The organism is Marinobacterium alkalitolerans (assembly GCF_017776525.1).
In the GTDB taxonomy this organism is placed as follows: domain Bacteria; phylum Pseudomonadota; class Gammaproteobacteria; order Pseudomonadales; family Balneatricaceae; genus Marinobacterium; species Marinobacterium alkalitolerans.
In genome coordinates this window covers 1-23,358 of the sequence record NZ_JACVEW010000033.1, presented here as the reverse complement: position 1 = coordinate 23,358, position 23,358 = coordinate 1, and the positions used below count along the sequence as shown (strand labels likewise).

26 protein-coding genes and 1 pseudogene are annotated in these 23,358 nt (G+C 56.9%); 11 read left to right on the top strand and 16 right to left on the bottom strand.

Features of this window, described 5'->3' with window-relative positions:
- Window positions 1-227: 227 nt before the first annotated feature.
- The 3 genes and pseudogenes from H9C73_RS15245 to H9C73_RS15235 form a co-directional block, all read right to left on the bottom strand.
- The gene (locus tag H9C73_RS15245; RefSeq protein ID WP_209288764.1) at window positions 228-692 is read right to left on the bottom strand and encodes a DUF1643 domain-containing protein; all 465 of its coding nucleotides are present in this window, start codon (window positions 690-692) and stop codon (window positions 228-230) included.
- A gap of 385 nt (window positions 693-1,077) precedes the next feature.
- Entirely contained in the window at window positions 1,078-1,971 is an 894-nt protein-coding gene (locus tag H9C73_RS15240; RefSeq protein WP_209288763.1) for a hypothetical protein, read from the bottom strand.
- A 241-nt stretch (window positions 1,972-2,212) separates the two neighbouring features.
- Window positions 2,213-2,320 (bottom strand): annotated as a pseudogene (locus H9C73_RS15235) (transposase); the annotation flags it as partial.
- A 290-nt stretch (window positions 2,321-2,610) separates the two neighbouring features.
- Between H9C73_RS15235 and H9C73_RS15230 the strand changes: the two are divergent.
- From H9C73_RS15230 to H9C73_RS15200, 7 genes are all read left to right on the top strand, one after another.
- Window positions 2,611-3,027 carry a hypothetical protein gene (locus H9C73_RS15230; RefSeq protein ID WP_209288762.1) on the top strand — a complete coding sequence of 139 codons (417 nt, stop codon included), beginning with the start codon at window positions 2,611-2,613 and terminating at the stop codon, window positions 3,025-3,027.
- A gap of 141 nt (window positions 3,028-3,168) precedes the next feature.
- A complete protein-coding gene (locus tag H9C73_RS15225) occupies window positions 3,169-4,140 on the top strand; it encodes a GGDEF domain-containing protein (RefSeq protein WP_209288761.1) in 972 nt (323 codons plus the stop codon).
- A 26-nt stretch (window positions 4,141-4,166) separates the two neighbouring features.
- A complete protein-coding gene (locus tag H9C73_RS15220; protein ID WP_209288760.1) occupies window positions 4,167-5,012 on the top strand; it encodes an SDR family oxidoreductase in 846 nt (281 codons plus the stop codon).
- A 180-nt stretch (window positions 5,013-5,192) separates the two neighbouring features.
- Window positions 5,193-6,515 carry a methyl-accepting chemotaxis protein gene (locus tag H9C73_RS16395; RefSeq protein ID WP_209288759.1) on the top strand — a complete coding sequence of 441 codons (1,323 nt, stop codon included), beginning with the start codon at window positions 5,193-5,195 and terminating at the stop codon, window positions 6,513-6,515.
- Between the two features lie 120 nt (window positions 6,516-6,635).
- The gene (locus tag H9C73_RS15210) at window positions 6,636-7,142 is read left to right on the top strand and encodes a disulfide bond formation protein B (RefSeq protein WP_209288758.1); all 507 of its coding nucleotides are present in this window, start codon (window positions 6,636-6,638) and stop codon (window positions 7,140-7,142) included.
- Between the two features lie 58 nt (window positions 7,143-7,200).
- A complete protein-coding gene (locus tag H9C73_RS15205) occupies window positions 7,201-7,407 on the top strand; it encodes a hypothetical protein (protein ID WP_209288757.1) in 207 nt (68 codons plus the stop codon).
- Between the two features lie 143 nt (window positions 7,408-7,550).
- A complete protein-coding gene (locus H9C73_RS15200; protein ID WP_209288756.1) occupies window positions 7,551-7,856 on the top strand; it encodes a c-type cytochrome in 306 nt (101 codons plus the stop codon).
- A gap of 70 nt (window positions 7,857-7,926) precedes the next feature.
- Here H9C73_RS15200 and H9C73_RS15195 read toward each other — a convergent pair whose 3' ends face one another.
- Window positions 7,927-8,862, bottom strand: coding sequence for a flagellar motor protein MotB (locus H9C73_RS15195; RefSeq protein ID WP_209288755.1), 936 nt, complete (start codon window positions 8,860-8,862; stop codon window positions 7,927-7,929).
- A gap of 11 nt (window positions 8,863-8,873) precedes the next feature.
- Complete coding sequence (gene pomA, locus H9C73_RS15190; RefSeq protein WP_209288754.1) at window positions 8,874-9,632, bottom strand: flagellar motor protein PomA; 759 nt, start codon at window positions 9,630-9,632, stop codon at window positions 8,874-8,876.
- 181 nt (window positions 9,633-9,813) lie between these two features.
- Between pomA and H9C73_RS15185 the strand changes: the two genes are divergently transcribed.
- From H9C73_RS15185 to dxs, 3 genes are read left to right on the top strand one after another with little or no spacing between them, the layout of a single operon-like run.
- Window positions 9,814-10,053 carry an exodeoxyribonuclease VII small subunit gene (locus H9C73_RS15185; protein ID WP_209288753.1) on the top strand — a complete coding sequence of 80 codons (240 nt, stop codon included), beginning with the start codon at window positions 9,814-9,816 and terminating at the stop codon, window positions 10,051-10,053.
- A gap of 5 nt (window positions 10,054-10,058) precedes the next feature.
- Entirely contained in the window at window positions 10,059-10,952 is an 894-nt protein-coding gene (locus H9C73_RS15180) for a polyprenyl synthetase family protein (protein WP_209288752.1), read from the top strand.
- 2 nt (window positions 10,953-10,954) lie between these two features.
- Window positions 10,955-12,745, top strand: a complete 1,791-nt coding sequence (dxs, locus tag H9C73_RS15175; RefSeq protein WP_209288751.1) for a 1-deoxy-D-xylulose-5-phosphate synthase — start codon at window positions 10,955-10,957, stop codon at window positions 12,743-12,745.
- Window positions 12,746-12,780: 35 nt separating this feature from the next.
- Here the strand turns inward: dxs and ribA are convergent, their stop codons facing one another.
- The 11 genes from ribA to H9C73_RS15120 all read right to left on the bottom strand — a co-directional run bounded on the left by ribA (window position 12,781) and on the right by H9C73_RS15120 (window position 21,269).
- Window positions 12,781-13,389 (bottom strand): GTP cyclohydrolase II, encoded by a 609-nt coding sequence (gene ribA, locus H9C73_RS15170; RefSeq protein WP_209288750.1) that lies wholly within the window; start codon window positions 13,387-13,389, stop codon window positions 12,781-12,783.
- A 45-nt stretch (window positions 13,390-13,434) separates the two neighbouring features.
- Window positions 13,435-13,911, bottom strand: coding sequence for a phosphatidylglycerophosphatase A family protein (locus H9C73_RS15165; RefSeq protein ID WP_209288749.1), 477 nt, complete (start codon window positions 13,909-13,911; stop codon window positions 13,435-13,437).
- The gene (thiL, locus tag H9C73_RS15160; protein WP_209288748.1) at window positions 13,908-14,876 is read right to left on the bottom strand and encodes a thiamine-phosphate kinase; all 969 of its coding nucleotides are present in this window, start codon (window positions 14,874-14,876) and stop codon (window positions 13,908-13,910) included. Before thiL ends, H9C73_RS15165 begins: the two co-directional genes overlap by 4 nt.
- 14 nt (window positions 14,877-14,890) lie before the next feature.
- The gene (gene nusB, locus H9C73_RS15155; protein ID WP_209288747.1) at window positions 14,891-15,367 is read right to left on the bottom strand and encodes a transcription antitermination factor NusB; all 477 of its coding nucleotides are present in this window, start codon (window positions 15,365-15,367) and stop codon (window positions 14,891-14,893) included.
- Between the two features lie 3 nt (window positions 15,368-15,370).
- Window positions 15,371-15,844, bottom strand: coding sequence for a 6,7-dimethyl-8-ribityllumazine synthase (gene ribH / locus H9C73_RS15150; protein WP_209288746.1), 474 nt, complete (start codon window positions 15,842-15,844; stop codon window positions 15,371-15,373).
- 10 nt (window positions 15,845-15,854) lie between these two features.
- Window positions 15,855-16,973 carry a bifunctional 3,4-dihydroxy-2-butanone-4-phosphate synthase/GTP cyclohydrolase II gene (gene ribBA, locus H9C73_RS15145; RefSeq protein WP_209288745.1) on the bottom strand — a complete coding sequence of 373 codons (1,119 nt, stop codon included), beginning with the start codon at window positions 16,971-16,973 and terminating at the stop codon, window positions 15,855-15,857.
- A 17-nt stretch (window positions 16,974-16,990) separates the two neighbouring features.
- Window positions 16,991-17,662 carry a riboflavin synthase gene (locus H9C73_RS15140; RefSeq protein WP_209288744.1) on the bottom strand — a complete coding sequence of 224 codons (672 nt, stop codon included), beginning with the start codon at window positions 17,660-17,662 and terminating at the stop codon, window positions 16,991-16,993.
- Entirely contained in the window at window positions 17,662-18,807 is a 1,146-nt protein-coding gene (gene ribD / locus H9C73_RS15135; RefSeq protein WP_209288743.1) for a bifunctional diaminohydroxyphosphoribosylaminopyrimidine deaminase/5-amino-6-(5-phosphoribosylamino)uracil reductase RibD, read from the bottom strand. The genes H9C73_RS15140 and ribD overlap by 1 nt, the downstream gene beginning before the upstream one ends.
- A complete protein-coding gene (gene nrdR, locus H9C73_RS15130) occupies window positions 18,804-19,277 on the bottom strand; it encodes a transcriptional regulator NrdR (RefSeq protein WP_209288742.1) in 474 nt (157 codons plus the stop codon). The genes ribD and nrdR overlap by 4 nt, the downstream gene beginning before the upstream one ends.
- Window positions 19,278-19,372: 95 nt before the next feature.
- Window positions 19,373-20,629, bottom strand: coding sequence for a serine hydroxymethyltransferase (gene glyA, locus H9C73_RS15125; RefSeq protein ID WP_209288741.1), 1,257 nt, complete (start codon window positions 20,627-20,629; stop codon window positions 19,373-19,375).
- Window positions 20,630-20,846: 217 nt separating this feature from the next.
- Window positions 20,847-21,269 (bottom strand): Hsp20/alpha crystallin family protein, encoded by a 423-nt coding sequence (locus H9C73_RS15120; protein ID WP_209288740.1) that lies wholly within the window; start codon window positions 21,267-21,269, stop codon window positions 20,847-20,849.
- Between the two features lie 181 nt (window positions 21,270-21,450).
- Here H9C73_RS15120 and ettA point away from each other — a divergent pair, with 181 nt between their 5' ends.
- Complete coding sequence (ettA, locus tag H9C73_RS15115; protein ID WP_209288739.1) at window positions 21,451-23,109, top strand: energy-dependent translational throttle protein EttA; 1,659 nt, start codon at window positions 21,451-21,453, stop codon at window positions 23,107-23,109.
- The last annotated feature ends 249 nt before the right edge of the window (window positions 23,110-23,358 follow it).

The window sequence follows — 23,358 nt, the reverse complement described above, 5'->3', positions numbered from 1 at the left end:
CAGGAAAGCCGCTGAAAGCGCGGCTTAAACCCAGAGCCTATGGGAGGCATGTGTCAGGTAATTACCATCACTGTACACGCGAATGTAAGTTGCTGATCCATCTTATGCGCCCTCGATTATGTGTAGTCAGCATTATCCCATGTAGCGGACTTGATCACACCTTCCTTAGTATTCACAACTACCCCTATAGGGGGTATGTGTCACATGAATACTATTTCTTCACATGCTTATAGTAACGATATAGGCTTGAGATCTTTGCTTTTATACAAAGGATGACCCGGCCTACCACTTTTAAGTTTTACTAAGCACTTCGGTGATTTCAATATCGCCAAAACAGCCAAATCACGGTTCATAAAAGCTCCATCATCTGTCCATGCGCAAACAGTTTCGACAGCCTCCTCGCTGAGTCGCTGTAAATGCCGATCATTGTCTGGACCTATTGGATCATCAACTCGATAGAGTTCTGTTTTATCAGTAGACCTGTATGCAAATAAATTTGCTATAATCAGACCTCCATACCCCCAGCGCTTAGCGTAATTTATACATACCCGCGAAGTATTATCTTCTTCTTCATGATCAGCTGTTGATGGATTGAGACAAACAAATAAAACTGTAGGCTTGGAATTTTCCCATATTCTTTTTAGCTCGTACCTGTACTTTCCGCAATCAGAAATTATTGCTGATTTCTGCATGACTCCTCCTTGTGTTTAATATTTCAATACCGCACATATGAGTTTTAAGACTGAGAATAAAATGAACAAGCCCCTTCCAGCGCTTTCTGCCTCCATTTTTCCGTATTTAGCAGACAATTGGGGCAGGTTCCCACCGTTTTAGCCAGTCGCAATCGCCTTCTCAGATACTTCAGATGTATTAACTCTGTTTTTCATGATTTTGTCAATGCGCACACAATTGAACTGCGCCAATAGTATAACCATGCTCAAGTGCCTTCTCCTTGGGGATCTCCCACGCTTATTGTTGAATTAGGTCTCGACAAGCTGTACATGATGTACCTTTCTCTGTGCTCTCGATCATCTGCCGCTCACATTATCTCATGTGGCGAACTTGACGACTTCTTTCTTAGGACATTTTTAAATCAATTGTTACAAGCGCATCATCACTTTGATCATTACTGAATTCAATACCAATATTAGGACAATGCTCAAAATTACTTTCTACACAAAACCCAATTAATTGGACCCATTTTATATCATCATTATTCAAATAAACCGTCATCTCCTCAACCATAAAGCACGACATAAGTATGTTTAATTTATCCAATATAACCCTAACAGATAAAGAAGGAGCATCCTTATATATTACGACTGACATAAAATTATTGACACTTTTTACAGCTTTACATGAAAGCTTATGAGCACATAAATTTTCAAAATAATCTTTAAATGAAATATATCTATCCATACAGATAAATCGATAATTTTCAATATACCAACTTAGTATTATTTCTATAACTCTTTGATGGTCCATTTCCAAAAGCTCTTTGAAAACAGATTTATCAATCGAGCTTACAGCGCAGAGTATCGATATAGAAAATATAGATATGTATTTTTTATCGCTATTAACTATTAAATCTACCGCCTTATTGTCTTTTAATAAAAATCGGATCAGTTCAATTTGATTATTGCTAATTATGTCTAATCGAAAAATACTAAAGAATGTTACATTAAACTTGTTAGATGGTATACACATCTGATTTAGAACTGCTACAGGCCCCTTTTCAATCTGTATAAAATAATATTCTTCGGGCCATCCAACATTTTCTTGATATTTTTTCCAAAGTACAGATAAGACAGGATAAAAATTGATAAAAGCGACGTGTTCATGCGTTATTCTTTCGTTATCTTTTATGCTAAGCAAGGACTTATTCACATCAATTATTTTTCCCTTATCAACATGAGCTTCTGAACCAGGTACATAAGATGAAAAATCAATGATGTCGGAGGTATTAGACATGACGAACTCCTGTAGTAGTAGGTAGGTTCTGTCTACAGGCTTTAGGACCCGTTAAGCGCCAAGAATTATTTTCATGAGAAATTTATGAATCATTCCGATAAATCATAACCACAGCAAGTGATTGTTTAGATTGGCATCTAACATTCGCTTCGTGCGTGCCCGAGCCGGCAGCCAATTGGAAACTGGATTTGAGATGGGAGCAACCATATCAGCCGGTTTGAGCTACAGACAGTGCGGCTGTCGTGGCGTCGGAGATACTGTACTTCCGACACAGCTCTTTGACTGGCAGGCCTGCTTCCGCTTCTTTCAGGATCGGGATGATCTGTTCTTCAGTGAATCGCTTCTTCATGTTCATCTTCCTTCTCTGTGATGAACATTACTAAGAGCTTGCTGGTTTAGAAAGTGGGGAGCAGGTCACATTTTGTGTGCCATCTTGATAGAGAATTTACACAAATTGGCGCAATTTCAGTGGGTTAGGTGTGTAGAGGGAAACACCCGCCACCTCCACCAAATTACATAAGTTAAAAGCCTGTTTTCACAGGCTTTTTTCGTTTATATCTCTCGTAACACCATCCAAATAATCCCTCCTTCACTTTGCACTACACTTCAGGTGAGCCCATCAGCACACGAGGCCGCCAGATGACTCAGTCTGTTCATATCGGTTTTATCAGCCAGCATAACGCCATCCGTGCACAACTGGCGGCAGCACTGGCACATCATATCTGCCCTGAACTTGTGATCCGCTGCGCCGGCCTGACACCAACCCCCATACCTGAAGCGACGCACGCTGTGTTGAGGCGACTGGATGCTGAACCTGTGTCGGAGCTTGACCGTATAGAAGCGTTAACAGCATCACCGCTTGATCTGCTGATCATCATCTGTTCGCCGAAAGAGGAGGCCTTGTGGCCAGAAGCGTCTTTGCAGGAGCGCCTGCCGGAGGTGGAAACGGCGATCTGGCATATGGGCGAGCCGACCAGTGAAGAGGCGTTGGCGCATCTTGAAATCGAACTGGCCGAGCGCTTGCGACTGCTGTTACAGGCCCGACACCTGATCTGACGCAGGCTTTGCCTTTCCTCGCTTCAGCATGGCAGCGGTGGCTGTTACAATTGTTTTAAATTTGATCGCACATTCTGCAGTTCGTGTAATCGCTCCACCGATCTGACTGATATTCACTGATACGGGGTGCCGTCCAGCACAATGAGTTACCAAGACCTGCAAGCCGCGTTCAGTGTTTCGGCCAAATTGCTCGAATCGAACAACTACCACGATTTGACCCGCGACCTGATCGAGATGCTGATGTCCTTTGACGGCATCACTGCAGTCGATTCCTATGAGATCCTGGCCCGCCAGCAGAAGCGCCCGGACGAGCCGGATATTCTGGTACGCCGCTTTCCCCTCTCGCTTGACGAGAACTACATCGACGATAACCACACCATTATCCGCGAGATCGCCTATCGGGGTCAGCATGGCGTAAGCTTTACCGATTTTGACGGTGAGCCCTACATTGTCATTTACATCTGTGAACACACCGTACCGGAACGGCTGGTGCTGATTCGGGGTGAAGTGAACGACTACAACGCCGAGTTGATTCGCGGGCTCAGCCTGATCTATGACCGCCAGGTCCGCATGTTTGACTCCAAGGAACGCGACCCGCTTACGCTGTTGAATAACCGCCAGACCCTCGACAATACACTCGAGCAGGTGGTGGACTTCTACCGGGGGCGCGAGCAGGAAGCACTGAAGTCCTGGGTGGCCCTGCTGGATATCGACCACTTCAAGGAGATCAATGACAATTTCGGTCACCTCTATGGCGACGAGGTACTGATCCATTTTGCCAACCTGATGAAGTCGGAGTTCCGCTACTCCGACTTCCTGTTCCGCTACGGCGGTGAAGAATTTCTGGTCATCATCAATCAGACCGATCAGCAGGGTGTTACCGAAGCACTTGAGCGCTTTCGCCAGTGCGTTGAGGACTATACCTTCCCCTCAGGCCAGGTCACGGTCAGCGTCGGTTGCGCCCCCATAGAGCCGGATATGCCGATCAGTGACGTGATCGAAGTGGCTGATGAAGCCCTGTACACCTCCAAGTCATCCGGCCGTAACCGTGTTACCCTCCAGCTGGAAAGCCGCAAACCGAAAATTGAACACTCGGATGTCGAGCTGTTCTGATCACCCCCACAAGGATTTCTGTCTGTATGCCTGCTTCTATTCTGATCACGGGTTGTTCCACCGGCATTGGTTATCACTGTGCGATGGCCTTGAAGGAAGACGGCTACCGGGTGCTGGCAACGGCCCGCAAGGCAGAAGACGTGGATATGCTCAAGGCACAGGGGCTTGAAGCCTGCCAGCTGGATCTGGACTGCTCCACATCCATTCAGGACGCCGTGGATTGGGCACTCGGCCTGACCGGCGGCACACTGGATGCGCTGTTCAACAACGGTGCCTATGGTCAGCCGGGAGCCGTGGAAGACCTCAGCCGCGACGTGCTCCGGGCCCAGTTTGAAACCAATGTGTTTGGCTGGCTTGAGCTCACCAACCTTGTACTCCCTGTCATGCGGCGCCAGGGCCATGGCCGCATTGTCATGAACTCCTCCGTACTGGGGCTGGTGGCCATGAAATACCGCGGGGCGTATAACGCATCCAAATTCGCCCTCGAGGGGCTGACCGATACCTACCGACAGGAGCTGGCAGGCAGTGGCGTTGAGATCAGCCTGATCGAACCCGGCCCCATCACCAGCGCGTTTCGACAAAATGCACTGGCTGCATTCAAGCGCAACATTGCTTATCAGCATGGAGCACACGCCAGGGTATATGCGGGTGTGCTCAAGCGACTGGAAGGCGGTGAAGGAGAAGGCTCTGCCTTTACTCTGCCACCGGCTGCAGTGTACCGCGCCTTGAAACATGCTCTGGAGCATCGACACCCCAAGGCACGCTACTACGTCACTACCCCCACCTGGCTGCTGGGTACGCTCAGGCGATTCCTGCCCACCCGCTGGCTTGACCGAATACTCATGAAAGCGGCTGACAGCGAAAACCGTTAGCGGGCACAGATAGCCTTACTGCCCTCGACTGATCCAGTCCGGCCTGAAACACGTAACAGTGATACATCTTAAACGACATCTATTAACATAGGTGCAGTTTTACCGCTCTTGCCTGTTTCCCTGGCACTCCCCCGGCCGTGGTATCTGCAAGCCTCTGCACTCAAACCGGGTAGTCACCTCATGTTTTTTCAGAAGAACCTCAAGCAGGAAGTCGCCCAGCTGCAGCAGCAACTGTTTGAAGCCAATCAGGTCATTGATGCTATTTCCAACACCATGGCCGTGATCGAGTTCACGCCGGATGGCCATATTCTCTCTGCAAATACCCTGTTTGAACAGGCAACCGGCTACACCGAGGAAGAGCTGAAGGGACAGCATCACCGGATGCTCTGCGCACCGGAACTGGTGCGCTCTGACAAATACCAGCGCTTCTGGCAAAACCTGGCTCGGGGTGAAAGCCTGAGTGACCGTTTCTCACGCGTCACCAAGCAGGGCGCCACCCTCTGGCTCGAGGCCAGCTACATTCCGGTAAAGGACACACAGGGCTCCGTGGTCAAGGTAATCAAGCTGGCCCGCGATATCACGGCATCTGTTGAGGCCGAGCAGAAACATGAGAGTGTGCTCGATGCCATCGAACGATCCATGGCCGTCATCGAGTTCAATCTTGCCGGTGAAATCGTCAAGGCAAATGACAATTTCCTCGCCACCACTGGCTATGCTCTGGGCGAGATCAAGGGCCGCCATCACCGCATCTTCTGCCCTGAAGGCTATGCACAATCCGCCGACTACAAGCAGTTCTGGCAGCGCCTCAATCAGGGTGAGTATATGTCGGATCGCTTTGAGCGGGTCAATAAACAGGGGCAGACAATCTGGCTTCAGGCGACCTATAACCCGCTTTACAACGCTGCCGGCGAGCTTTTCGGGGTACTCAAGATCGCCAGTGACATCACCGCCGAAGTTGAACGGAGGAACGCGGAATCACGGGCGGCTCAGCTGGCCTATGACATCTCGCTGGAGACAGACCAGAGCGCGGTAAACGGTGCTCAGTCAGTCGTTCAAACCATCGACATGGTGCGCAATATTGAAGCCCATCTGAATAATGCTGCCGAGCAGGTGTCTGCATTGAATCGACAGTCGGGTGAAATCGCCCGCATTGTCGATATGATCCAGGACATCGCAGAGCAGACCAACCTGTTGGCGCTGAATGCCGCAATTGAAGCCGCACGTGCCGGCACCCAGGGCCGCGGGTTTGCCGTGGTCGCCGATGAAGTGCGCAATCTGGCACGCCGCACCAGTGAAGCCACTGAGCAGATCAAGTCAGTGGTGGAACAGAACCAGAAGCTGGCGGCGATTGCCGCCGATGAGGCTCAGGCCAGTCAGCAGCAGGTTGAAAATGGTGTATCTCTGGCCACCGAAGCCGGCGCGGTGATGGAAGAGATCCGCTCGGAAGCACAACGCGTGGTCGATGCCATCGGTCAGTTCCGGGAGCAGGTTCATACGGGATAAAGCTCCGGGAACCTTTGAGCACGCGCATAATCACAGCCATATCTGAAGGATATGGCTTGTTCCCGGGCAAGGGCTCAGGCTAACCTTCCTGCTGATCAACGGACTGGATAAGGATTACCCGTGCTGCAAAGATGTCTGAACTCCTCGCTTTACTGGTGGCTGTTGCTGGCAGGCGCCTCGGGTGCTGAAGCGATCGCGCTTTACTATCAATATGCGCTGGATTTCGGCCCCTGCGTGCTCTGCATCCACATCAGGCTCTGGCTCGCCGCCGTCATCCTGATTGCCGTCGTTGCGCTGGCCGGGTTCAGGTTTCGCTGGGTTCAGAGCCTTTGTCACCCGCTCGCGCTGGTGGCGGCACTTGGCTTTGCCGAACGCAGTTGGCGCGTACTGGCCGTTGAACGGCTCTGGATTGAAAGCAGCTGCACGCTGGAGTCCGGCTTGCCGGCCTGGTTTGCCCCGGACCAGTGGTGGCCCTGGCTGTTCGAGATCTGGGAGGCCTGTGGCTACACCCCCATGGTGGGCCCCTTCAGCATGGCTGAATGGCTTGCGGGTGCCAGCGTCCCCTTCGTACTGCTAACGCTGACCGCGTGCGGCAGGCACTTTGTCACACCAGGTTCGTGTGACTGACATCTTTCTGCAATGGATGACAACCAATAATGCTCTTGACCAATAAGAGGATAAAATCATGAGTGTCATCCATTTGACTGCACAGCTGAGACAATTGCTGGACCGTGGCTACTCCATCGAAGACGTTCGCAATCTGGTAGCCGTTCCCCATGAAGTGCTGGAACAGGCCATTCGCGAGCATCGACTGCAGGAACGCAGCCGCCGACACGACCGCCTGCTGCAGGGCCAGGCTGACTTTGCCATGCGCCTGGGCTCGCGCAATTAAGCGGCGCACCTGACCGAATACAGGCTAAAACCTGATTTGCAGGTACAGGACTAATTCGCTATTTACATTAGACTCATGGCAAACCTAAACTCGCCGATAAGAGTATAATAGGTAGCAAACCTGACTAATAAAGGAAACCTGCAATGAAAAAGACACTGCTGATCGCAGCTGCAACCCTGATGCTATCGCCGGCAGCCGCTATGGCTGAGCGTTCCGGTGAAGAAGTCTATAACACCAAATGTTCCGTTTGCCACGCCGCTGGTGTTGCAGGCGCACCGAAACTCGGTGATGCCGCTGCCTGGGCACCGCGTGCCGAGAAAGGCGTCGATGCACTGCTGGCCACTGCCATCAGCGGTATCAATGCCATGCCGCCGAAAGGCACCTGCATGGACTGCTCTGACACCGAGCTGAAGTCCGCCATCCAGTACATGCTGGACGCTTCCAAGTAAGCACAAACGGCTTATATTGACGTTAAAAAAACCGCCATTTGGCGGTTTTTTTTGTGACCTTTGCAGCCGATCAGAACAGGCTTGCCGGGTCGATCGGCTCGCCTTCCGTATCGCCCTCAGGGCGTGACTGCAGCTTTTCCAGTGCTTCTTCGGCATCGCCCTTCTGAATCACGATTTCCACACGACGGTTGCGTGCGCGTGACTCGGGTGACGTATTGGGTGCCAGCGCACGCGTATCCGCATAACCGGCCACGCTGAAGCGGGACTGATCAATGCGCCGGTCTGCAAACAGTTCGTGCGCCACCGCCAGTGCACGTGCCGAGGAGAGATCCCAGTTGGACTCGAACCGTCGGCCGCTGTAGGGAATATTGTCGGTGTGGCCTTCAATGGCCACCTTGCCACTGATATCCAGCAACAGGTCACGAATCTTGGCGATGACCGGGATATAGGCGAATTTCAGTTCGGCCGAACCCGAATCAAACGAGCCACGCTCCTTCACGCGGATAATGATACGGGTGCCATCCGTTTCCACCTCGATGCTGCCCTCGCCAATCTCCTGTGCCAGCGCCTGTGCCACCGCCACGGCTTCCTGCTTCGCCTGCTCTTCCTGCTGGCGACGCAGCTCTTCCAGTCCCTGCAGCTGGTCCTGAATTTCCGACTCACCCTCGCGAGAGCGAATATCCAGCGTATTCATGTCATTGTTGATGGTCATCTGGCGCACTTCATTCAGCGGCGTGGGCTCAGGCCGCCCGGGGCTGAACTCCTGGGCAATGATGGAGGTACCCTTGGGAATATCTTCCACCTTGATCTGGTTCTGCACCCCGAATGCTTCGCGCATGGAACCTGCCAGCTGCTTGAACTTCAGTACGTCCATCTCCGAAAAGGAGAGCAGCAGTACGAAGAAGCACATCAACAGCGACATCAGGTCGGCAAAGGTCGCCATCCACGCGGGCGAGCCCGGTGGAGGACATTTACACTTCTGTTCTTCTTCGTTGTCGTCACTCATGGCCGACTCCCTCAGCTTTCAGCAACGGCACGTTTGCCCTCGGGCAGATAACTGCGCAGCATCTGGTCAATCACACGCGGGTTCTGCCCCGCCTGGATTGCCAACAGGCCGTCAATGACCAGGGCCTGATTCAGCGCTTCCTCATCACGGCGTACTTCCAGCTTGTCGGCCACCGGCAGCGCAAACATGTTGGCGATCATGGCGCCATAGAGGGTTGTCAGCAGGGCTACGGCCATCGCGGGGCCGATAGACTTGGGGTCGGACATGTTGGACAGCATCTGCACCAGACCGACCAGTGTCCCGATCATGCCCATTGCAGGCGCCACGTCCCCCATGGCCTTGAAGATTTTGGTGCCGAAGTCGTGCCGTTCGAAGGTCAGCGAGGCATCCTTTCGCAGCAACTGCTTCACCACGTCAGGGTCATGACCATCCACCAGCAGCTGAATGCCGCGCTGCATGAAGTCGGACGACACCTCCTTGTCCTCCAGTGACAGCAGGCCGCCCTTGCGCGCCGCATCCGCCAGATCAACCGTTTCGGCGATGATGTCTTCCGGGTTGATTGACTTGAACATGAAGGCTTTGACCATCACCTTGCCAGCGCCCAGAAACTGCCCCAGGGTGAACTTCATCAGCACCACCAGCAGCGTTCCCCCCAGTACGATCAGCATGGAAGGCGGGTTAACAAAGATACCGATATCACCACCGAGCACCATGGCGGCGATGATGATGCCGAAAGCCCCTATCAGACCAACGAGGGTAGCCAGATCCACTGATCGCTCCTGAGTAGTTTTGAGACCGAAAACGACGGCACGACTGCTTACATTACCAGAATCGAATGATACCAGAATTAAACATTCGTTCACCCTTCCCGCCGGCTTTTTGAAGTTGTCGGATTGACCGCTATCATAGGGTTGGTTAACGTGAGCGCCCTAATCAAGACGGCAGACCCCTATGGCAGCAAAACCCGACACACCCGACTTTGAACACGCCTTGCAGCAGCTGGAAGGACTGGTTGAGCAGCTGGAACAGGGCGACCTCCCGATCGAAGACGCGCTCAAGGCATTTGAACAGGGCGTCAAGCTTACACGCGAGTGTCAGGGCATTTTGCAGCAGGCTGAACAGAAGGTGCAGCTACTGACCGAGCAGGACGGCGAAATCCACGCCACTGACTTCAACGCACCTGACGAGTAACGCCCATGAGTACCCAGCAGGTTCTGGCCGAGTGCCGGACGCGTGTTGAGCAACAACTGGAACAACTGATCACCACCGACAATGCCCTTGAGCCCCGGCTTCAGCAGGCCATGCGACACGGCCTTTTGAACGGCGGCAAACGCCTGCGGCCGGCGCTGGTCTATCTGGGCTACCGGCTCTGCACAGAAGCGCCGCTGTCGGCACTGGCGGATCGGGCCGCTGTTGCGATCGAGTGTATACACAGCTACTCGCTGGTCCATGACGACCTGCCGGCCATGGATGACGATGACCTGCGCCGCGGCCAGCCCACCTGTCATATCGCCTTCGATGAAGCCACTGCTATTCTGGCGGGCGACGCCCTTCAGTGTCTGGCCTTTGAACACCTGAGCGAGCCGATGGACGCCGTGGACCCCGGCACCCAACTGCGCATGCTGCGTACACTGGCACAGGCCAGTGGCAGCCAGGGCATGGTGGCCGGCCAGGCATTCGATCTGTCGCATGTAGGCAAGCAACTGACCCTGTCGCAGTTACAGGCCATGCACGCCTGCAAAACCGGTGCTCTGATCACCGCCGCGGTCATTCTGGGCGCTCAGGCTGCAGGTGAACAGGACCCTGACCGCCTGCAGCGACTGCGCGACTATGGCGACCTGGTCGGCCTGGCGTTTCAGATTCAGGATGACCTGCTGGATATCGAAGGCGATACGGCTACGCTGGGCAAACCTCAGGGTTCCGACCTTGAGCAGAACAAACCCACCTACCCGGCCCTGCTGGGCCTTGAAGGCGCACGTGCCCGTTTGCATGCGTTGCACCAGGAAGCCGTTGCACTGCTGCAGCAGTTCGGTCCGGGCGCTCAGGATCTGATCGGTCTGACCGATTACATCGTAAACCGTGATCACTGATGATGTTTCACGACATTCCTGAACAGCGCCCCCACACGCCCCTGCTGGACAGCATTGACCGGCCGGAGCAGCTGCGTACCCTGAAACGCTCCGAGCTGCCGCAACTGGCCCGTGAGCTGAGAGCCTTTCTGCTCTACTCGGTGGGCCAGACGGGCGGTCATTTCGGAGCCGGGCTGGGCGTTGTGGAACTCACCATCGCCCTGCATTACCTGTTGAAAACTCCGCATGAGCAACTGGTCTGGGATGTCGGGCATCAAACCTATCCCCACAAGATACTGACCGGTCGCCGCGAGCAGATGCTGGGCATGCGCCAGAAGGATGGTCTGTCGCCCTTCCCCAAGCGCAGTGAAAGCCCTTTCGACAGCTTCGGCACCGGGCACTCCAGCACCTCCATTTCAGCGGCACTGGGCATGGCACTGGCGCAGCGCCTGCAGGGCCAAAGCCACCATACCGTCGCCGTGATTGGCGATGGTGCCATGACAGCCGGCATGGCGTTTGAAGCGTTAAACCACGCGGCCCACACGGGCGCCAACCTGCTCGTGGTGCTGAACGACAACGAGATGTCCATCTCCCGCAACGAAGGCGGGCTGGCGACCTACCTGGCCCGCAACCTGAAGCAGAAGATGGACGGTCCAATCACGGCGGATCTGTTTCAGGCGCTGGAGTTCGGCTATAGCGGCCCGGTTGACGGTCACAATTTCAGTCTGCTGCTGCCGGCTCTGGAGCAGGCACTGAACACGCCCGGGCCACAGCTGCTGCATGTCGTCACCCGCAAGGGCAAGGGCTTTGCACCGGCCGAAGCGGACCCGGTGGGCTATCATTCGCTGACCAAGATTGAGCCGGTCAACGCCGACAAACGAGCGCCCCGGCCCAAGCGTCCCAAGTACTGCAATGTGTTCGGTCACTGGCTGTGTGAAACCGCGGCTGTGGATAAAAGGCTGGTTGGCATCACGCCCGCCATGCGTGAAGGCTCAGACCTGATCGCGTTTTCAGAACAGTTCCCGGACCGCTACTTTGACGTTGCCATCGCGGAGCAGCATGCGGCCACGCTGGCAGCCGGGTTTGCCTGCAGTGGCATGAAGCCGGTACTGGCAATCTACTCCACGTTTCTGCAGCGCGCCTACGATCAGGTTATTCACGATATTGCCATCCAGCAGCTCGACGTGTTGATCGCCATCGACCGCGCCGGCCTGGTGGGCGAAGACGGTGCCACCCATGCCGGCTGCTTTGATGTGGCGTACCTGCGCTGCCTGCCGGATATGGTGGTGATGACACCCGCCGATGAAGCCGAACTCGGCGCCATGCTGACACTGGGTTATGAGCACCCCGGGCCCGTGGCCGTACGCTACCCCCGCGGCAGCGCTGCGAGCGCTCAGCCAAACGGCACCGATACGCTGACACTGGGCCAAAGCCGGCTGCTGCGCCGGGGTAAGCGGGTGGCACTGCTGAACTTCGGCCCGCTGCTGACTGAAACCCTGCAGGTTGCGGAGCGCTGCGACTACACACTGGTGGACATGCGTTTCGTCAAACCGCTGGACAGCGCCAGGGTGCAGCAGCTGGCCCGTGAACACGAATTGCTGGTCAGTGTGGAAGATCACGCAATACAGGGTGGCGCGGGCTCCGCCGTAGCCGAGCAGTTACAGCAGCAGGGGCAGCAGACGCCGCTGTTAATGCTGGGGATTGCGGATCGGTGGGTTGCACACGCCAGCCGCGAGGAGCAACTGGCAGAGTGCGGGCTGGATGCCGCCGGGATAGAGGCTTCGATTCGGCAGCGTCTGGACAGCATGACCTGAACGCGCTGCCCGAATAGCCCGAGCGCTGGCGCGCGTTATTCGTCCTTGAAGTGGTGCTCGGTCATCATATGACCCAGCTTGCCCATCTTGGTCTGCAGGTAGTTCTCGTTGTGGCGGTTCTTGCCCACCTGCAGTGGCACACGTTCCGCCACGTTCACGCCGTATTTTTCCAGCGCCGCCACCTTGCGCGGGTTGTTGGTCATCAGCTTGACCGCCTTGATGCCTAGATGCTCCAGCATGGGCTCACACATGCTGTAGTCACGCATATCGGCGGCAAACCCCAACTTCTCGTTCGCCTCAACCGTATCGGCGCCACCATCCTGCAGGTGATACGCCTTGATCTTGTTCAGCAGGCCAATGCCACGCCCTTCCTGACGCAGGTAGAGCAGTACGCCCTTGCCTTCCTCAGCGATCCGCTTGAGGGCTTCCTGCAGCTGGAAGCCGCAGTCACAGCGCAGGCTGAACAGCGCATCACCGGTCAGGCATTCGGAGTGAATACGCGCCAGCACGGGTTCATCGCCGGCAACCTCACCGAATACCAGTGCAACATGTTCCTTGCCGGTGGACGGATCTTCAAAACCCACCATGGTAAACACCCCCCAGGGGGTGGGCAGCCGTGAATCGGCTACATACTGTACTGACACCTTGGTTGTTCCTCAGTCACAAATTCATTTCCCGGCGCGCCGGTGTTAGCCCCAGAGCCAAAGCAGACCCTGCAGCACCAGCCCCGCCAATACACCTGCCAGCACATCGTCCAGCATGATCCCCAGGCCACCGTGCACTCGACGATCCACCGGACGAATCGGCCAGGGTTTCCAGATATCGAACAGGCGGAACAGGATAAAGCCGGCCAGCGCCCAGATCCAGTTAACCGGTACCGCGATCATGGTAATCCAGTACCCGACAAACTCATCCCAGACGATCCCGCCATGATCGTGCACGCCCAGATCGCGAGAGGTACGTCCACACAACCAGATTCCGATCACAAAAGCCGCCAGCGTCAGGCTCAGATAGAGTATCAAGCTGCCCTGCGCCATCAGGTACCACAACGGAACGGCCGCCAGCGTACCAAAGGTGCCCGGCGCCCTGGGCGCAGCACCACTGCCAAGACCAAAAGCCAGAAAGTGAACCGGGTTTCGCCAGACCGATGCGGGCGCCTTGTTCATGGAGACTCCTTGAAGTGGTCATAGCCCTGTGCCAGACCGGCCAGCTCACGCCCTTCAGCGTCGTTTACCCGAAGCCCCGGCACGTCCGTGATCCGTCCTATGCCGGTCAAACGCACTCCCTGCTGCTCTGCCAGTTGCAGACAGGTCGTTACCGCTGCCTCCGGGACCGCCAGACACAGTTCGAAATCCTCGCCGCCCGACAGGGCCCAGTTCAGGGCCTGGTCGGGGTAGCAGTGTGCCAAGGCGCCGGACAGCGGCAGACAGCAGGTCTCAATGTCGGCCCCAACGCCCGAGGCGTCCAGCATATGGCTCAGATCAGCCAGCAGGCCGTCAGAAATATCCAGCCCCGCATGCACATGGGGCCGCAGGGCGCGAGCCAGGGTAATGCGGGGTTCAGGCCGATAGAAGCGCTGTTGCAGCCAGCGAATCTCTTGTGTCGGTGCGCTGACAGGATGCAGCAGGCTTTCCAGTCCGGCACGACTGTCCCCCAGAGTGCCGGACACCAGCACCCGGTCGCCCGGCTGCGCGCCCTTGCGCAACAGTGCCTGACCGGCTTCAACCCAGCCATGCACCTGTGCGCTCAACACCAGTCTGTCGCCTCGGGTGGTGTCGCCCCCCACCAGCGCAATGCCCTGCTGCTCACAGCATTCGGCCAGCGCACGGGCAAAAGGTTCCAGCCATTCGGGGTCAGCCTTGGGCAGGGTCAGCGCCAGCGTCAGCCAGGCTGGCTGCGCCGCTGCGGCCGCAAGATCGCTGACGGCCGCACCGATAAGGCGCCAGGCCAGCTCCGCCGGCGGGATTTCGGACAGAAAGTGAATCCCTTCCACCAGCGTGTCTATGGAAACCGCCAGCTCCTGACCGGCGGGAACCTGCAAGACCGCGCAGTCGTCGCCTATCCCTTCAATCACACCCGCTCCTGCGGCGGCATGATCAAAGTAACGACGAATCAGCTCGAACTCACCCATCAACGCAGTCAGGCTCAGCTGTTGCCGCGACGTGCACGAATCTCGGTCGAGCGCGCACGCTGTGCCAGCTTGTCGAGAATACCGTTCACGTACTTGTGACTCTCGGTCGCGCCGAAGATCTTGGCCAGCTCAACACTTTCGTTAATGGCAACACGATAGGGCACCTGCAGGCGATGCATCAGCTCGTAGGCACCGATACGCAACACACTCAGCTCTACCGGATCCAGATCGTCGATGGGACGGTCCAGGAACGGTCGAAAGGCTTCGTCCAGGTCACGGCTGGCCCCGGTCACACCGCGCAGCAGTTCAGAAAACAGCTGGGTGTCGGCATTGCTCATGTCGTTATCGACACGGAACTGAGCCTCGATTTCATTCACGCTCTGTCCCGCCATCGACCACTGATACAGGGCCTGCAGGGCAAAGCTGCGCGCATTGCGACGCATTTCGGTCAGGCTGGGCTTGCCGGACTTGCGCGGAGTGGTGTCGCTCATGACTCAGACCTCAAGCTGACGCAGCAGGCTGACCATTTCCAACGCAGACAGCGCAGCTTCAGCCCCTTTGTTGCCGGCCTTGGTGCCGGAACGCTCGATCGCCTGTTCGATGGAATTGACGGTCAGAATGCCGTTTGCCACCGGGATATCGAAATCCATGGATACCTGAGCCACGCCCTTGGAGCTCTCGGCAGAGACGTACTCAAAGTGTGGGGTTCCCCCGCGAATCACGGCACCCAGCGTGATGATGGCATCATCCTGCTTCTGCTGAGCAATGCGCTTGGTGGCCAGCGGAATCTCAAAGGCACCCGGTACACGGATCACGCGGATGTTCTCTTCTGCGACACCGTGACGCTGCAGGGTGTCGATGGCACCGTCCAGCAGGCTCTCAACCACGAATGAGTTGAAGCGGCCAACCACGATGGCGTACTTACCGTTGGCGCTGACGAAGTCGCCTTCAAATACTTGTACTGTCATAACCTTTCCATCAATCCTCGTAGGGGATGTACTCTTCAATCTCCAGATCAAAACCGGAGATGGCGTTAAATTTCATTGGCGAGCTGAGCAGACGCATCTTGCGCACACCCAGATCACGCAGAATCTGCGACCCGGTCCCCACTGTCAGGTAGGCACCCGAGGCACTGACATTCACTTTGGAGCGCTTGCGGTCGGCTTTCAAAAGCCCTTCGATCGCTTCGCCCAGATCAACGCGACGCCCTGAATCCAGCAGCAGCACCACGCCCTTGCCCTCTTCCGCCACACGCTTGAGCGCGCGACGCATGGTCCATTTCATCTCATCGCCCGGACGCACGCCGACCACGTCACGCAGTACCTCGTTGCGCACGTGCACGCGAACCAGCGTCGGATCTTCCGGCGTCACCTCCCCTTTCATCAGGGCCAGGTGCGTGCAGTCCTGAATTTCGTCGCGATAGGTCACATAGCGGAAGTCACCGTATTCGGTCTGCAGTGTGCCTTCATCCTGGCGCTCAACGGTATGCTCGTTCAGCGTGCGGTAGTGGATCAGGTCGGCAATGGTACCGATCTTGATGCCGTGCTTGGCCGCAAATTTTTCCAGGTCGGGGCGACGCGCCATGCTGCCATCTTCATTGATGATCTCGACGATCACCGAGGCCGGCATGAAGCCGGCCATACGGGCGATGTCGCAGCCGGCTTCAGTATGACCGGCACGGCTGAGCACGCCACCCGGCTGAGCCATCAGCGGGAAAATATGCCCCGGCTGCACGATGTCTTCCGGTTTGGCATCCGCCTTCACGGCCGCATGAACAGTGGTGGCACGGTCAGCGGCCGAGATGCCGGTGGTGACCCCTTTCGCGGCTTCAATCGACAGGGTGAAGTTGGTTGAAAACGCGGCTCCGTTGCTCTGCACCATCAGCGGCAGGTTGAGCTGTTCGCAGCGTTCGCGCGGCAGCGTGAGGCAGACCAGCCCGCGGGCATGGGTGATCATGAAGTTGATGTCTTCCGGGCGCACGCACTGCGCGGCGATCACCAGATCCCCTTCATTTTCGCGGTCTTCGTCATCCATCAGGATGACCATCTTGCCCTGGCGAATATCTTCGATCAGTTCTTCAGTGGTGTTCAGCTGCATAGTCCTCTCCCGCCGCCTCAGCGGCGCATGAATCCGTGATTAGCCAGCAACGCAAGCGTCACACCGTCGGCCGCACCGTCGGTCTGATCATCAGCCTGCGCCGCGCCCATCAGACGTTCCAGATAGCGGGCAATGATGTCCACCTCCAGATGCACCTGACGACCGGCTGTATAGCTGTCGATAATGGTTTCCTGTGCCGTATGCGGCACGATATTAAGCGTGAAACAGTCCCCCTCCAGCGCGTTCACCGTCAGGCTGACACCGTCCACGGTAATCGAGCCCTTGGCGGCCACATAGCGCTGGATCGAGCCCGGCATGCGCACGCTCAAGCGGACCGAGCGCGCATCTTCACTGCGTTCCACGATGGTGCCCAGCGCATCCACATGGCCGGTGACAATATGGCCACCGAACCGGGTATCGGCCCGCATCGCCTTTTCCAGATTGACCTGTTCACCCACGGTCAGTGATTCAAACCGGGTATGGGCCAGCGTTTCCAGTGACACGTCGGCGATAAAGCCATCACCGGGCAGTTCCACCGCGGTCAGGCATACGCCGTTGGTGGCGATGCTGTCACCCAGTTTAACGTCACCCAGATCCAGCGCCCCGGTGCGCACATACAGACGCATGTCGCCACCGGTCATGCGCATATCCGCAATGGTACCAACCGCTTCGATAATGCCGGTAAACATCAGTGTTCCTCCTGGCGACAACTCAGAGTCAGGCGCAGGTCGTCCCCCAGCTGGCGGGTATCGGTCAACTGCAGGCGATACTGCTGCGCCATCTCCTCCAGCGGCAGATTGAACAGCGGCCGCGCCGAGCTGCCCAGCAGGGTCGGTGCCATGTAGAGCACCAGCTCATCCACCAGCCCCAGGCGCAGGGCCGAGCCGGCCAGTGTAGCGCCGCATTCGATCAGCAGCTCATTACACTCGGCATGTCTGGCCAGCCAGCTGACCAGTGCGGCCAGATCGACCCGCTGATCCGCCCCGGGCAGAGACAGCACCTGTGCTCCGGTCGCGCTCAGTGCGATGGCGGCCGGGTCGTGCTCCGCACGGGACGTTGCAATCAGGGTACTTCCGGGCAGGCTGAGCATGGGCGCCGAAACCGGCAGTCTCAGGCGGCTGTCCACCACCACCCGCAGCGGTTGCCGCTCAGCGGCACGCCGAGCTTCTTCAGCGGGCAGGCCCAGTTGTGACTCGCGTACGGTCAGCGAAGCGTTATCGATCAGCACCGTATCCACGCCGGTCAATACGGCCGAGCTGCGTGCACGCAGCCGCTGCACGTCGGAACGGGCTGCTGCACCTGTAATCCATTGTGATTCACCGCTCTGCATGGCGGTACGGCCATCCAGACTAGACGCCAGTTTGAGGCGGGTATAGGGACGTCCCAGCTCCATGCGACTGATAAACCCGGGGTTCACCGCACGTGCCTGCGCTTCAAGCAGGCCGTGAGCGGTCAGAATGCCGGCGGCTTCAAGGCGCGCAAGCCCCCGCCCGGCCACCAGCGGATTGGGGTCCTGCATGGCGCAGACGACACGGGCCACGCCAGCTTCAACCAGCGCATTGGCACAGGGAGGGGTTTTGCCTTGATGGCTACAGGGCTCCAGCGTGACATAGGCGGTCGCGCCCCGTGCCCGCTCGCCGGCGGCGCGCAAGGCATGCACTTCGGCATGAGGCTCGCCGGCTTTCAGGTGTGCACCTTCGCCCACACACTCATCCGCGTTCACGATGACGCAGCCGACGCGCGGGTTGGGGTCGGTGGTAAACAGCCCCTGCTGCGCAAGCTGCAGCGCCCGCGCCATCCAGCGATGATCGTCTGCCGTAAACCCAGCGCTCATGCCTGGCCTCCCGTTTTATCGGAGGTGGACAGGCGTTCGATCTCTTCGCGGAATTCGTTGATATCCTGAAAACTGCGGTAAACGGACGCAAAGCGCACATAGGCGACCTGATCCAGTTTCTGCAGCTCAAGCATCACCGCCTCACCCACTTCACGGGAGGGCAGCTCACGTTCGCCCGTTGCGCGCAAACGCTGCTTGATACGGGTAATACAGGCCTCGATCTCTTCGATGCTCACCGGGCGCTTTTCCAGCGCACGCTGAATGCCGGCACGCAGCTTGTCCTCGTCAAAGGGCTGGCGGGTGCCATCATTCTTGATCACGCGAGGCATCAACAGTTCGGCAGTTTCGTAGGTGGTGAAACGCTCGTGGCAGCTGATGCACTCACGCCGACGACGGATCTGCTGGCCTTCGGCCACCAGTCTGGAATCGACGACTTTGGTTTCATGGGTGCCACAAAATGGACAGTGCATGCATGCCTCGACTTAAAGAGCGTTTCCCTTGAAAGGGGTCGGCATTACGCCGCAAAAAAAAGGGCGGCCGCAGCCGCCCGGGCTATTCTACCGGCTTACTTGTAAACCGGGAAGCGTGCGCAGATATCCTTCACCTGCTCTTTCACGCGCGCGATGGTGTCTTCGTTGCTGATATCGTCGAGGATATCGCAGATCCAGTTCGCCAGCTGAGCCACTTCCTCTTCCTTGAAACCGCGACGGGTCACGGCCGGCGTACCGATACGCAGACCCGAGGTCACGAACGGCGAGCGCGGATCGTTCGGTACGGAGTTCTTGTTCACGGTGATGTTGGCGCGACCCAGGGCAGCGTCTGCATCCTTGCCGGTGATGTCCTTGTTGATCAGGTCAACCAGGAACAGGTGATCTTCAGTACCACCGGATACGATGTTGATGCCGCGATCCAGGAACACCTTGGCCATGGCCTGAGCATTCTTGACCACCTGAGCCTGATATTCCTTCCACTCCGGCTCCATCGCTTCCTTGAAGCAGACGGCCTTGGCGGCGATGACGTGCATCAGCGGGCCGCCCTGAGATTCCGGGAATACCGCGAAGTTCAGTTTCTTCTGCAGGTCTTCGTCAGCGTTGGCCGACAGGATCAGACCGCCACGCGGGCCACCCAGAGTCTTGTGAGTGGTCGTTGTCACCACATCAGCGAAGGGCAGCGGTGTCGGGTATACGCCTGCCGCAACCAGACCGGCAATGTGCGCCATGTCGACGAACAGATAAGCACCGACCTTGTCAGCGATCTCGCGGAAACGCGCCCAGTCAACGATCTGGGAGTAGGCAGAGAAGCCGGCCACGATCATCTTCGGCTTGTTTTCAACGGCCAGACGCTCGACTTCATCGTAATCGATGGCGCCGGTTTCCGGGTTCAGACCGTACTGAACGGCCTTGTAGATGCGGCCGGAGAAGGAAACCGCGGCACCGTGGGTCAGGTGACCGCCGTGGGCCAGGCTCATGCCCAGAACGGTATCACCCGGCTGGCACAGGGCCATGTAAACAGCGGCGTTGGCCTGAGAACCGGAGTGCGGCTGAACGTTGGCATAAGTGGCACCAAACAGCTCCTTGGCACGCTCGATCGCCAGCTCTTCAACCACGTCTACGTATTCGCAGCCACCGTAGTAACGCTTGTGCGGGTAGCCTTCAGCGTACTTGTTGGTCAGGACAGATCCCTGGGCTTCCATCACGCGCGGGCTGGTGTAGTTTTCGGATGCGATCAGTTCGATGTGCTCTTCCTGACGAGTCGCTTCGGACTGCATCGCAGACCACAGATCCGCATCATAACTGGCGATAGACATATCTTTGCTAAACATTGCTGTCCCCTGAATTTGCAAAAATAGCGGCAAGGTTGGTGCAGGTAGCGACGAACTGACCTGGAGCTGCCTTCAAAAAAGAGGCGCATTATAGTCTAAAAATCGTACGGAAGGCACATGAAAAGGGGTCAGTCTGTGACGCGGAGGATTCATTTTACTCCCGCCCGCGACACAACTCCCTCCATTTTCCTGAAAAGGCCACTCCCTGGCCCGGTCCTCAATCAATGCTGATGTGGACGCCCTCTTCCGGCGCAGCCGGTTTCTTGGGCAGGGTAATGGACAGAACGCCATCATTGAACGCTGCGGACACGGACTGGGCATCCACATCCGATCCCACGGACAACTGGCGGATAAACTGGCCGACATGGCGCTCCTGACGAATCAGCTTGCCATCCTTCTCTTCCTTGTCTTCCTTGCGGGTTTCACCCTTGACGGTCAGAACACCGTTCTCCAACGAAAGTTTGATGTCCTCTTTCTTGACGCCCGGCATATCCACATTCACGGTGTAGGCCGCATCCGTCTCATGTACGTCGATGGCCGCTACCTTGTCACCATTGCTGCGGGTCGCCAGCGGGCGGAAAAAGTCATTCAGGAATGTATCGTCAAACAGACTGTTGAAGCGGGTCAGATCACGGTTCATAACAACCTCCCTCTGTTTTTGGGTCTGCCTTTAGGCTAAGAGACATGGGCCGACAGCTGCACAGCCGCATTAAGACTAGGTCAGGCCCGTTTATCCCGCTATTGATCTGCAGCAAATGGCTTTCATCTGCCCTGACAGGTAGAATCTGCCTGTTTTTTAACCCAAACCTACAGGCATATTGATGGCTCAGTACGTTTATACGATGAACCGCGTGGGCAAGGTTGTGCCGCCCAAGCGTGAAATCCTCAAGGATATCTCCCTGTCGTTCTTCCCCGGCGCCAAGATTGGTGTGCTGGGTTTGAACGGTGCCGGTAAATCCACTCTGCTGCGGATCATGGCCGGTGTCGACACCGAATACACGGGTGAAGCACGCCCCATGCCCAACATGAAAGTGGGCTACCTGCCACAGGAGCCGGAGCTGGATGACAGCAAGACCGTGCGTGAAGTGGTGGAGGAAGCGGTATCCGACGTCAAGGATGCACTGGCCGAGCTGGACCAGGTCTATGCCGCCTATGCCGACCCGGACGCCGACTTTGATGCACTGGCCAAGAAACAGGGTGAACTGGAAAACCTGATCACCGCCAAAGACGGCCACAACCTGGATCAGGCTCTGGAACGCGCTGCCGATGCCATGCGCCTGCCCGCCTGGGACGCCAGGGTCGAGCACCTGTCCGGTGGTGAGCGCCGCCGTGTCGCCCTGTGCCGCCTGCTGCTGGAACATCCGGACATGCTGCTGCTGGACGAGCCGACCAACCACCTGGATGCCGAATCCATCGCCTGGATCGAGCGTTTCCTGCAGGAGTACACCGGTACCGTGGTGGCCATCACCCACGACCGTTACTTCCTCGACAACGCCGCTGGCTGGATTCTGGAGCTGGACCGCGGTCACGGCATTCCCTGGGAAGGCAACTACTCATCCTGGCTGGAGCAGAAAGAGAAACGTCTGGAGCAGGAAGCCAAGCAGGAAGCCTCCCACCGCAAGGCGATCAAGTCCGAGCTGGAGTGGGTACGCCAGGGTTCCAAGGGGCGTCAGGCCAAGTCCAAGGCACGTCTGAAGCAGTTCGAAGAGATGAACTCACGTGAGTTCCAGCAGCGTAACGAAACCCAGGAAATCTACATTCCGCCGGGTCCGCGTCTGGGTGACAAGGTGATCGAACTGCACAACGTCACCAAGTCCTATGGCGACAAGCTGTTGTTTGAAAACCTGAACTTTGCCATCCCGCCGGGTGCCATCGTGGGCATCATCGGCCCCAACGGTGCCGGTAAGTCCACGCTGTTCCGCATGCTGACCGGTGAAGAGCAGCCGGATGCCGGCGAAATCGAAATCGGCTCCACCGTGCAGCTGGCGTACGTCAATCAGTCACGCGAGCTGAATGGCGACAAGACGGTGTTTGAAGAGATCTCCGACGGTCAGGACATCATCACCGTAGGCACCTACCAGACCCCGGCTCGTGCCTACTGCGGTCGCTTCAACTTCAAGGGCTCCGACCAGCAGAAATACGTCAAGGACCTGTCAGGTGGTGAACGCAACCGCCTGCACATGGCGAAGCTGCTGAAGGAAGGCGGCAACGTGCTGCTGCTTGACGAACCGACCAACGATCTGGATATCGAGACACTGCGTGCACTGGAAGAAGCGCTGCTGGCCTTCCCGGGTTCTGCCGTGGTGATCTCGCACGACCGCTGGTTCCTGGACCGCATCTGTACTCACATCATCGCCTATGAAGGGGATTCCAACGTGGAGTTCTTTGAAGGCAACTACAGCGAGTACGCCGAGGACTACAAGCGTCGCTTCGGCAAGGACCATCAGCCCGAGCGGATCAAGTACCGCCGCATGAGCTGATCGCCCTACCAAAAAAAGGCTGCCATTTGGCCACTGCTGTCCCATAGTTTTCGATCATAAAAGGATCCTCATTTGAGGGTCCCTTTTTTGTGGCTTTAGTGGAGGAGGATTAAGCAGCGCCCAAAGGGGCATGCGTTCGAACAAGCTCACCTGAAGTGTTCGCATAATGCGTTGTACGCTCCAGCCTTGCCGAGCGCTGTGGCGAGCAAACGAGAGCAGTAGATAGCAGATCATAGCGATCCAAATCTG

What these genes read in the sequence shown, in the direction of transcription:
- H9C73_RS15165 (WP_209288749.1), bottom strand. Translation starts at nt 13,911, where the DNA reads ATGAACAAGGCGCCCGCATCGGTCTGGCGAAACCCGGTTCACTTTCTG.
- H9C73_RS15120 (WP_209288740.1), bottom strand. Translation starts at nt 21,269, where the DNA reads ATGAACCGTGATCTGACCCGCTTCAACAGTCTGTTTGACGATACATTC.
- nusB (WP_209288747.1), bottom strand. Translation starts at nt 15,367, where the DNA reads ATGAGCGACACCACTCCGCGCAAGTCCGGCAAGCCCAGCCTGACCGAA.
- H9C73_RS15245 (WP_209288764.1), bottom strand. Translation starts at nt 692, where the DNA reads ATGCAGAAATCAGCAATAATTTCTGATTGCGGAAAGTACAGGTACGAG.
- ribH (WP_209288746.1), bottom strand. Translation starts at nt 15,844, where the DNA reads ATGACAGTACAAGTATTTGAAGGCGACTTCGTCAGCGCCAACGGTAAG.
- H9C73_RS15240 (WP_209288763.1), bottom strand. Translation starts at nt 1,971, where the DNA reads ATGTCTAATACCTCCGACATCATTGATTTTTCATCTTATGTACCTGGT.
- H9C73_RS16395 (WP_209288759.1), top strand. Translation starts at nt 5,193, where the DNA reads ATGTTTTTTCAGAAGAACCTCAAGCAGGAAGTCGCCCAGCTGCAGCAG.
- H9C73_RS15140 (WP_209288744.1), bottom strand. Translation starts at nt 17,662, where the DNA reads ATGTTTACCGGCATTATCGAAGCGGTTGGTACCATTGCGGATATGCGC.
- ribD (WP_209288743.1), bottom strand. Translation starts at nt 18,807, where the DNA reads ATGAGCGCTGGGTTTACGGCAGACGATCATCGCTGGATGGCGCGGGCG.
- ettA (WP_209288739.1), top strand. Translation starts at nt 21,451, where the DNA reads ATGGCTCAGTACGTTTATACGATGAACCGCGTGGGCAAGGTTGTGCCG.
- glyA (WP_209288741.1), bottom strand. Translation starts at nt 20,629, where the DNA reads ATGTTTAGCAAAGATATGTCTATCGCCAGTTATGATGCGGATCTGTGG.
- H9C73_RS15180 (WP_209288752.1), top strand. Translation starts at nt 10,059, where the DNA reads ATGAGTACCCAGCAGGTTCTGGCCGAGTGCCGGACGCGTGTTGAGCAA.
- ribBA (WP_209288745.1), bottom strand. Translation starts at nt 16,973, where the DNA reads ATGCAGCTGAACACCACTGAAGAACTGATCGAAGATATTCGCCAGGGC.
- H9C73_RS15225 (WP_209288761.1), top strand. Translation starts at nt 3,169, where the DNA reads ATGAGTTACCAAGACCTGCAAGCCGCGTTCAGTGTTTCGGCCAAATTG.
- dxs (WP_209288751.1), top strand. Translation starts at nt 10,955, where the DNA reads ATGTTTCACGACATTCCTGAACAGCGCCCCCACACGCCCCTGCTGGAC.
- H9C73_RS15185 (WP_209288753.1), top strand. Translation starts at nt 9,814, where the DNA reads ATGGCAGCAAAACCCGACACACCCGACTTTGAACACGCCTTGCAGCAG.
- H9C73_RS15220 (WP_209288760.1), top strand. Translation starts at nt 4,167, where the DNA reads ATGCCTGCTTCTATTCTGATCACGGGTTGTTCCACCGGCATTGGTTAT.
- H9C73_RS15200 (WP_209288756.1), top strand. Translation starts at nt 7,551, where the DNA reads ATGAAAAAGACACTGCTGATCGCAGCTGCAACCCTGATGCTATCGCCG.
- H9C73_RS15205 (WP_209288757.1), top strand. Translation starts at nt 7,201, where the DNA reads ATGAGTGTCATCCATTTGACTGCACAGCTGAGACAATTGCTGGACCGT.
- H9C73_RS15230 (WP_209288762.1), top strand. Translation starts at nt 2,611, where the DNA reads ATGACTCAGTCTGTTCATATCGGTTTTATCAGCCAGCATAACGCCATC.
- thiL (WP_209288748.1), bottom strand. Translation starts at nt 14,876, where the DNA reads ATGGGTGAGTTCGAGCTGATTCGTCGTTACTTTGATCATGCCGCCGCA.
- nrdR (WP_209288742.1), bottom strand. Translation starts at nt 19,277, where the DNA reads ATGCACTGTCCATTTTGTGGCACCCATGAAACCAAAGTCGTCGATTCC.
- H9C73_RS15195 (WP_209288755.1), bottom strand. Translation starts at nt 8,862, where the DNA reads ATGAGTGACGACAACGAAGAAGAACAGAAGTGTAAATGTCCTCCACCG.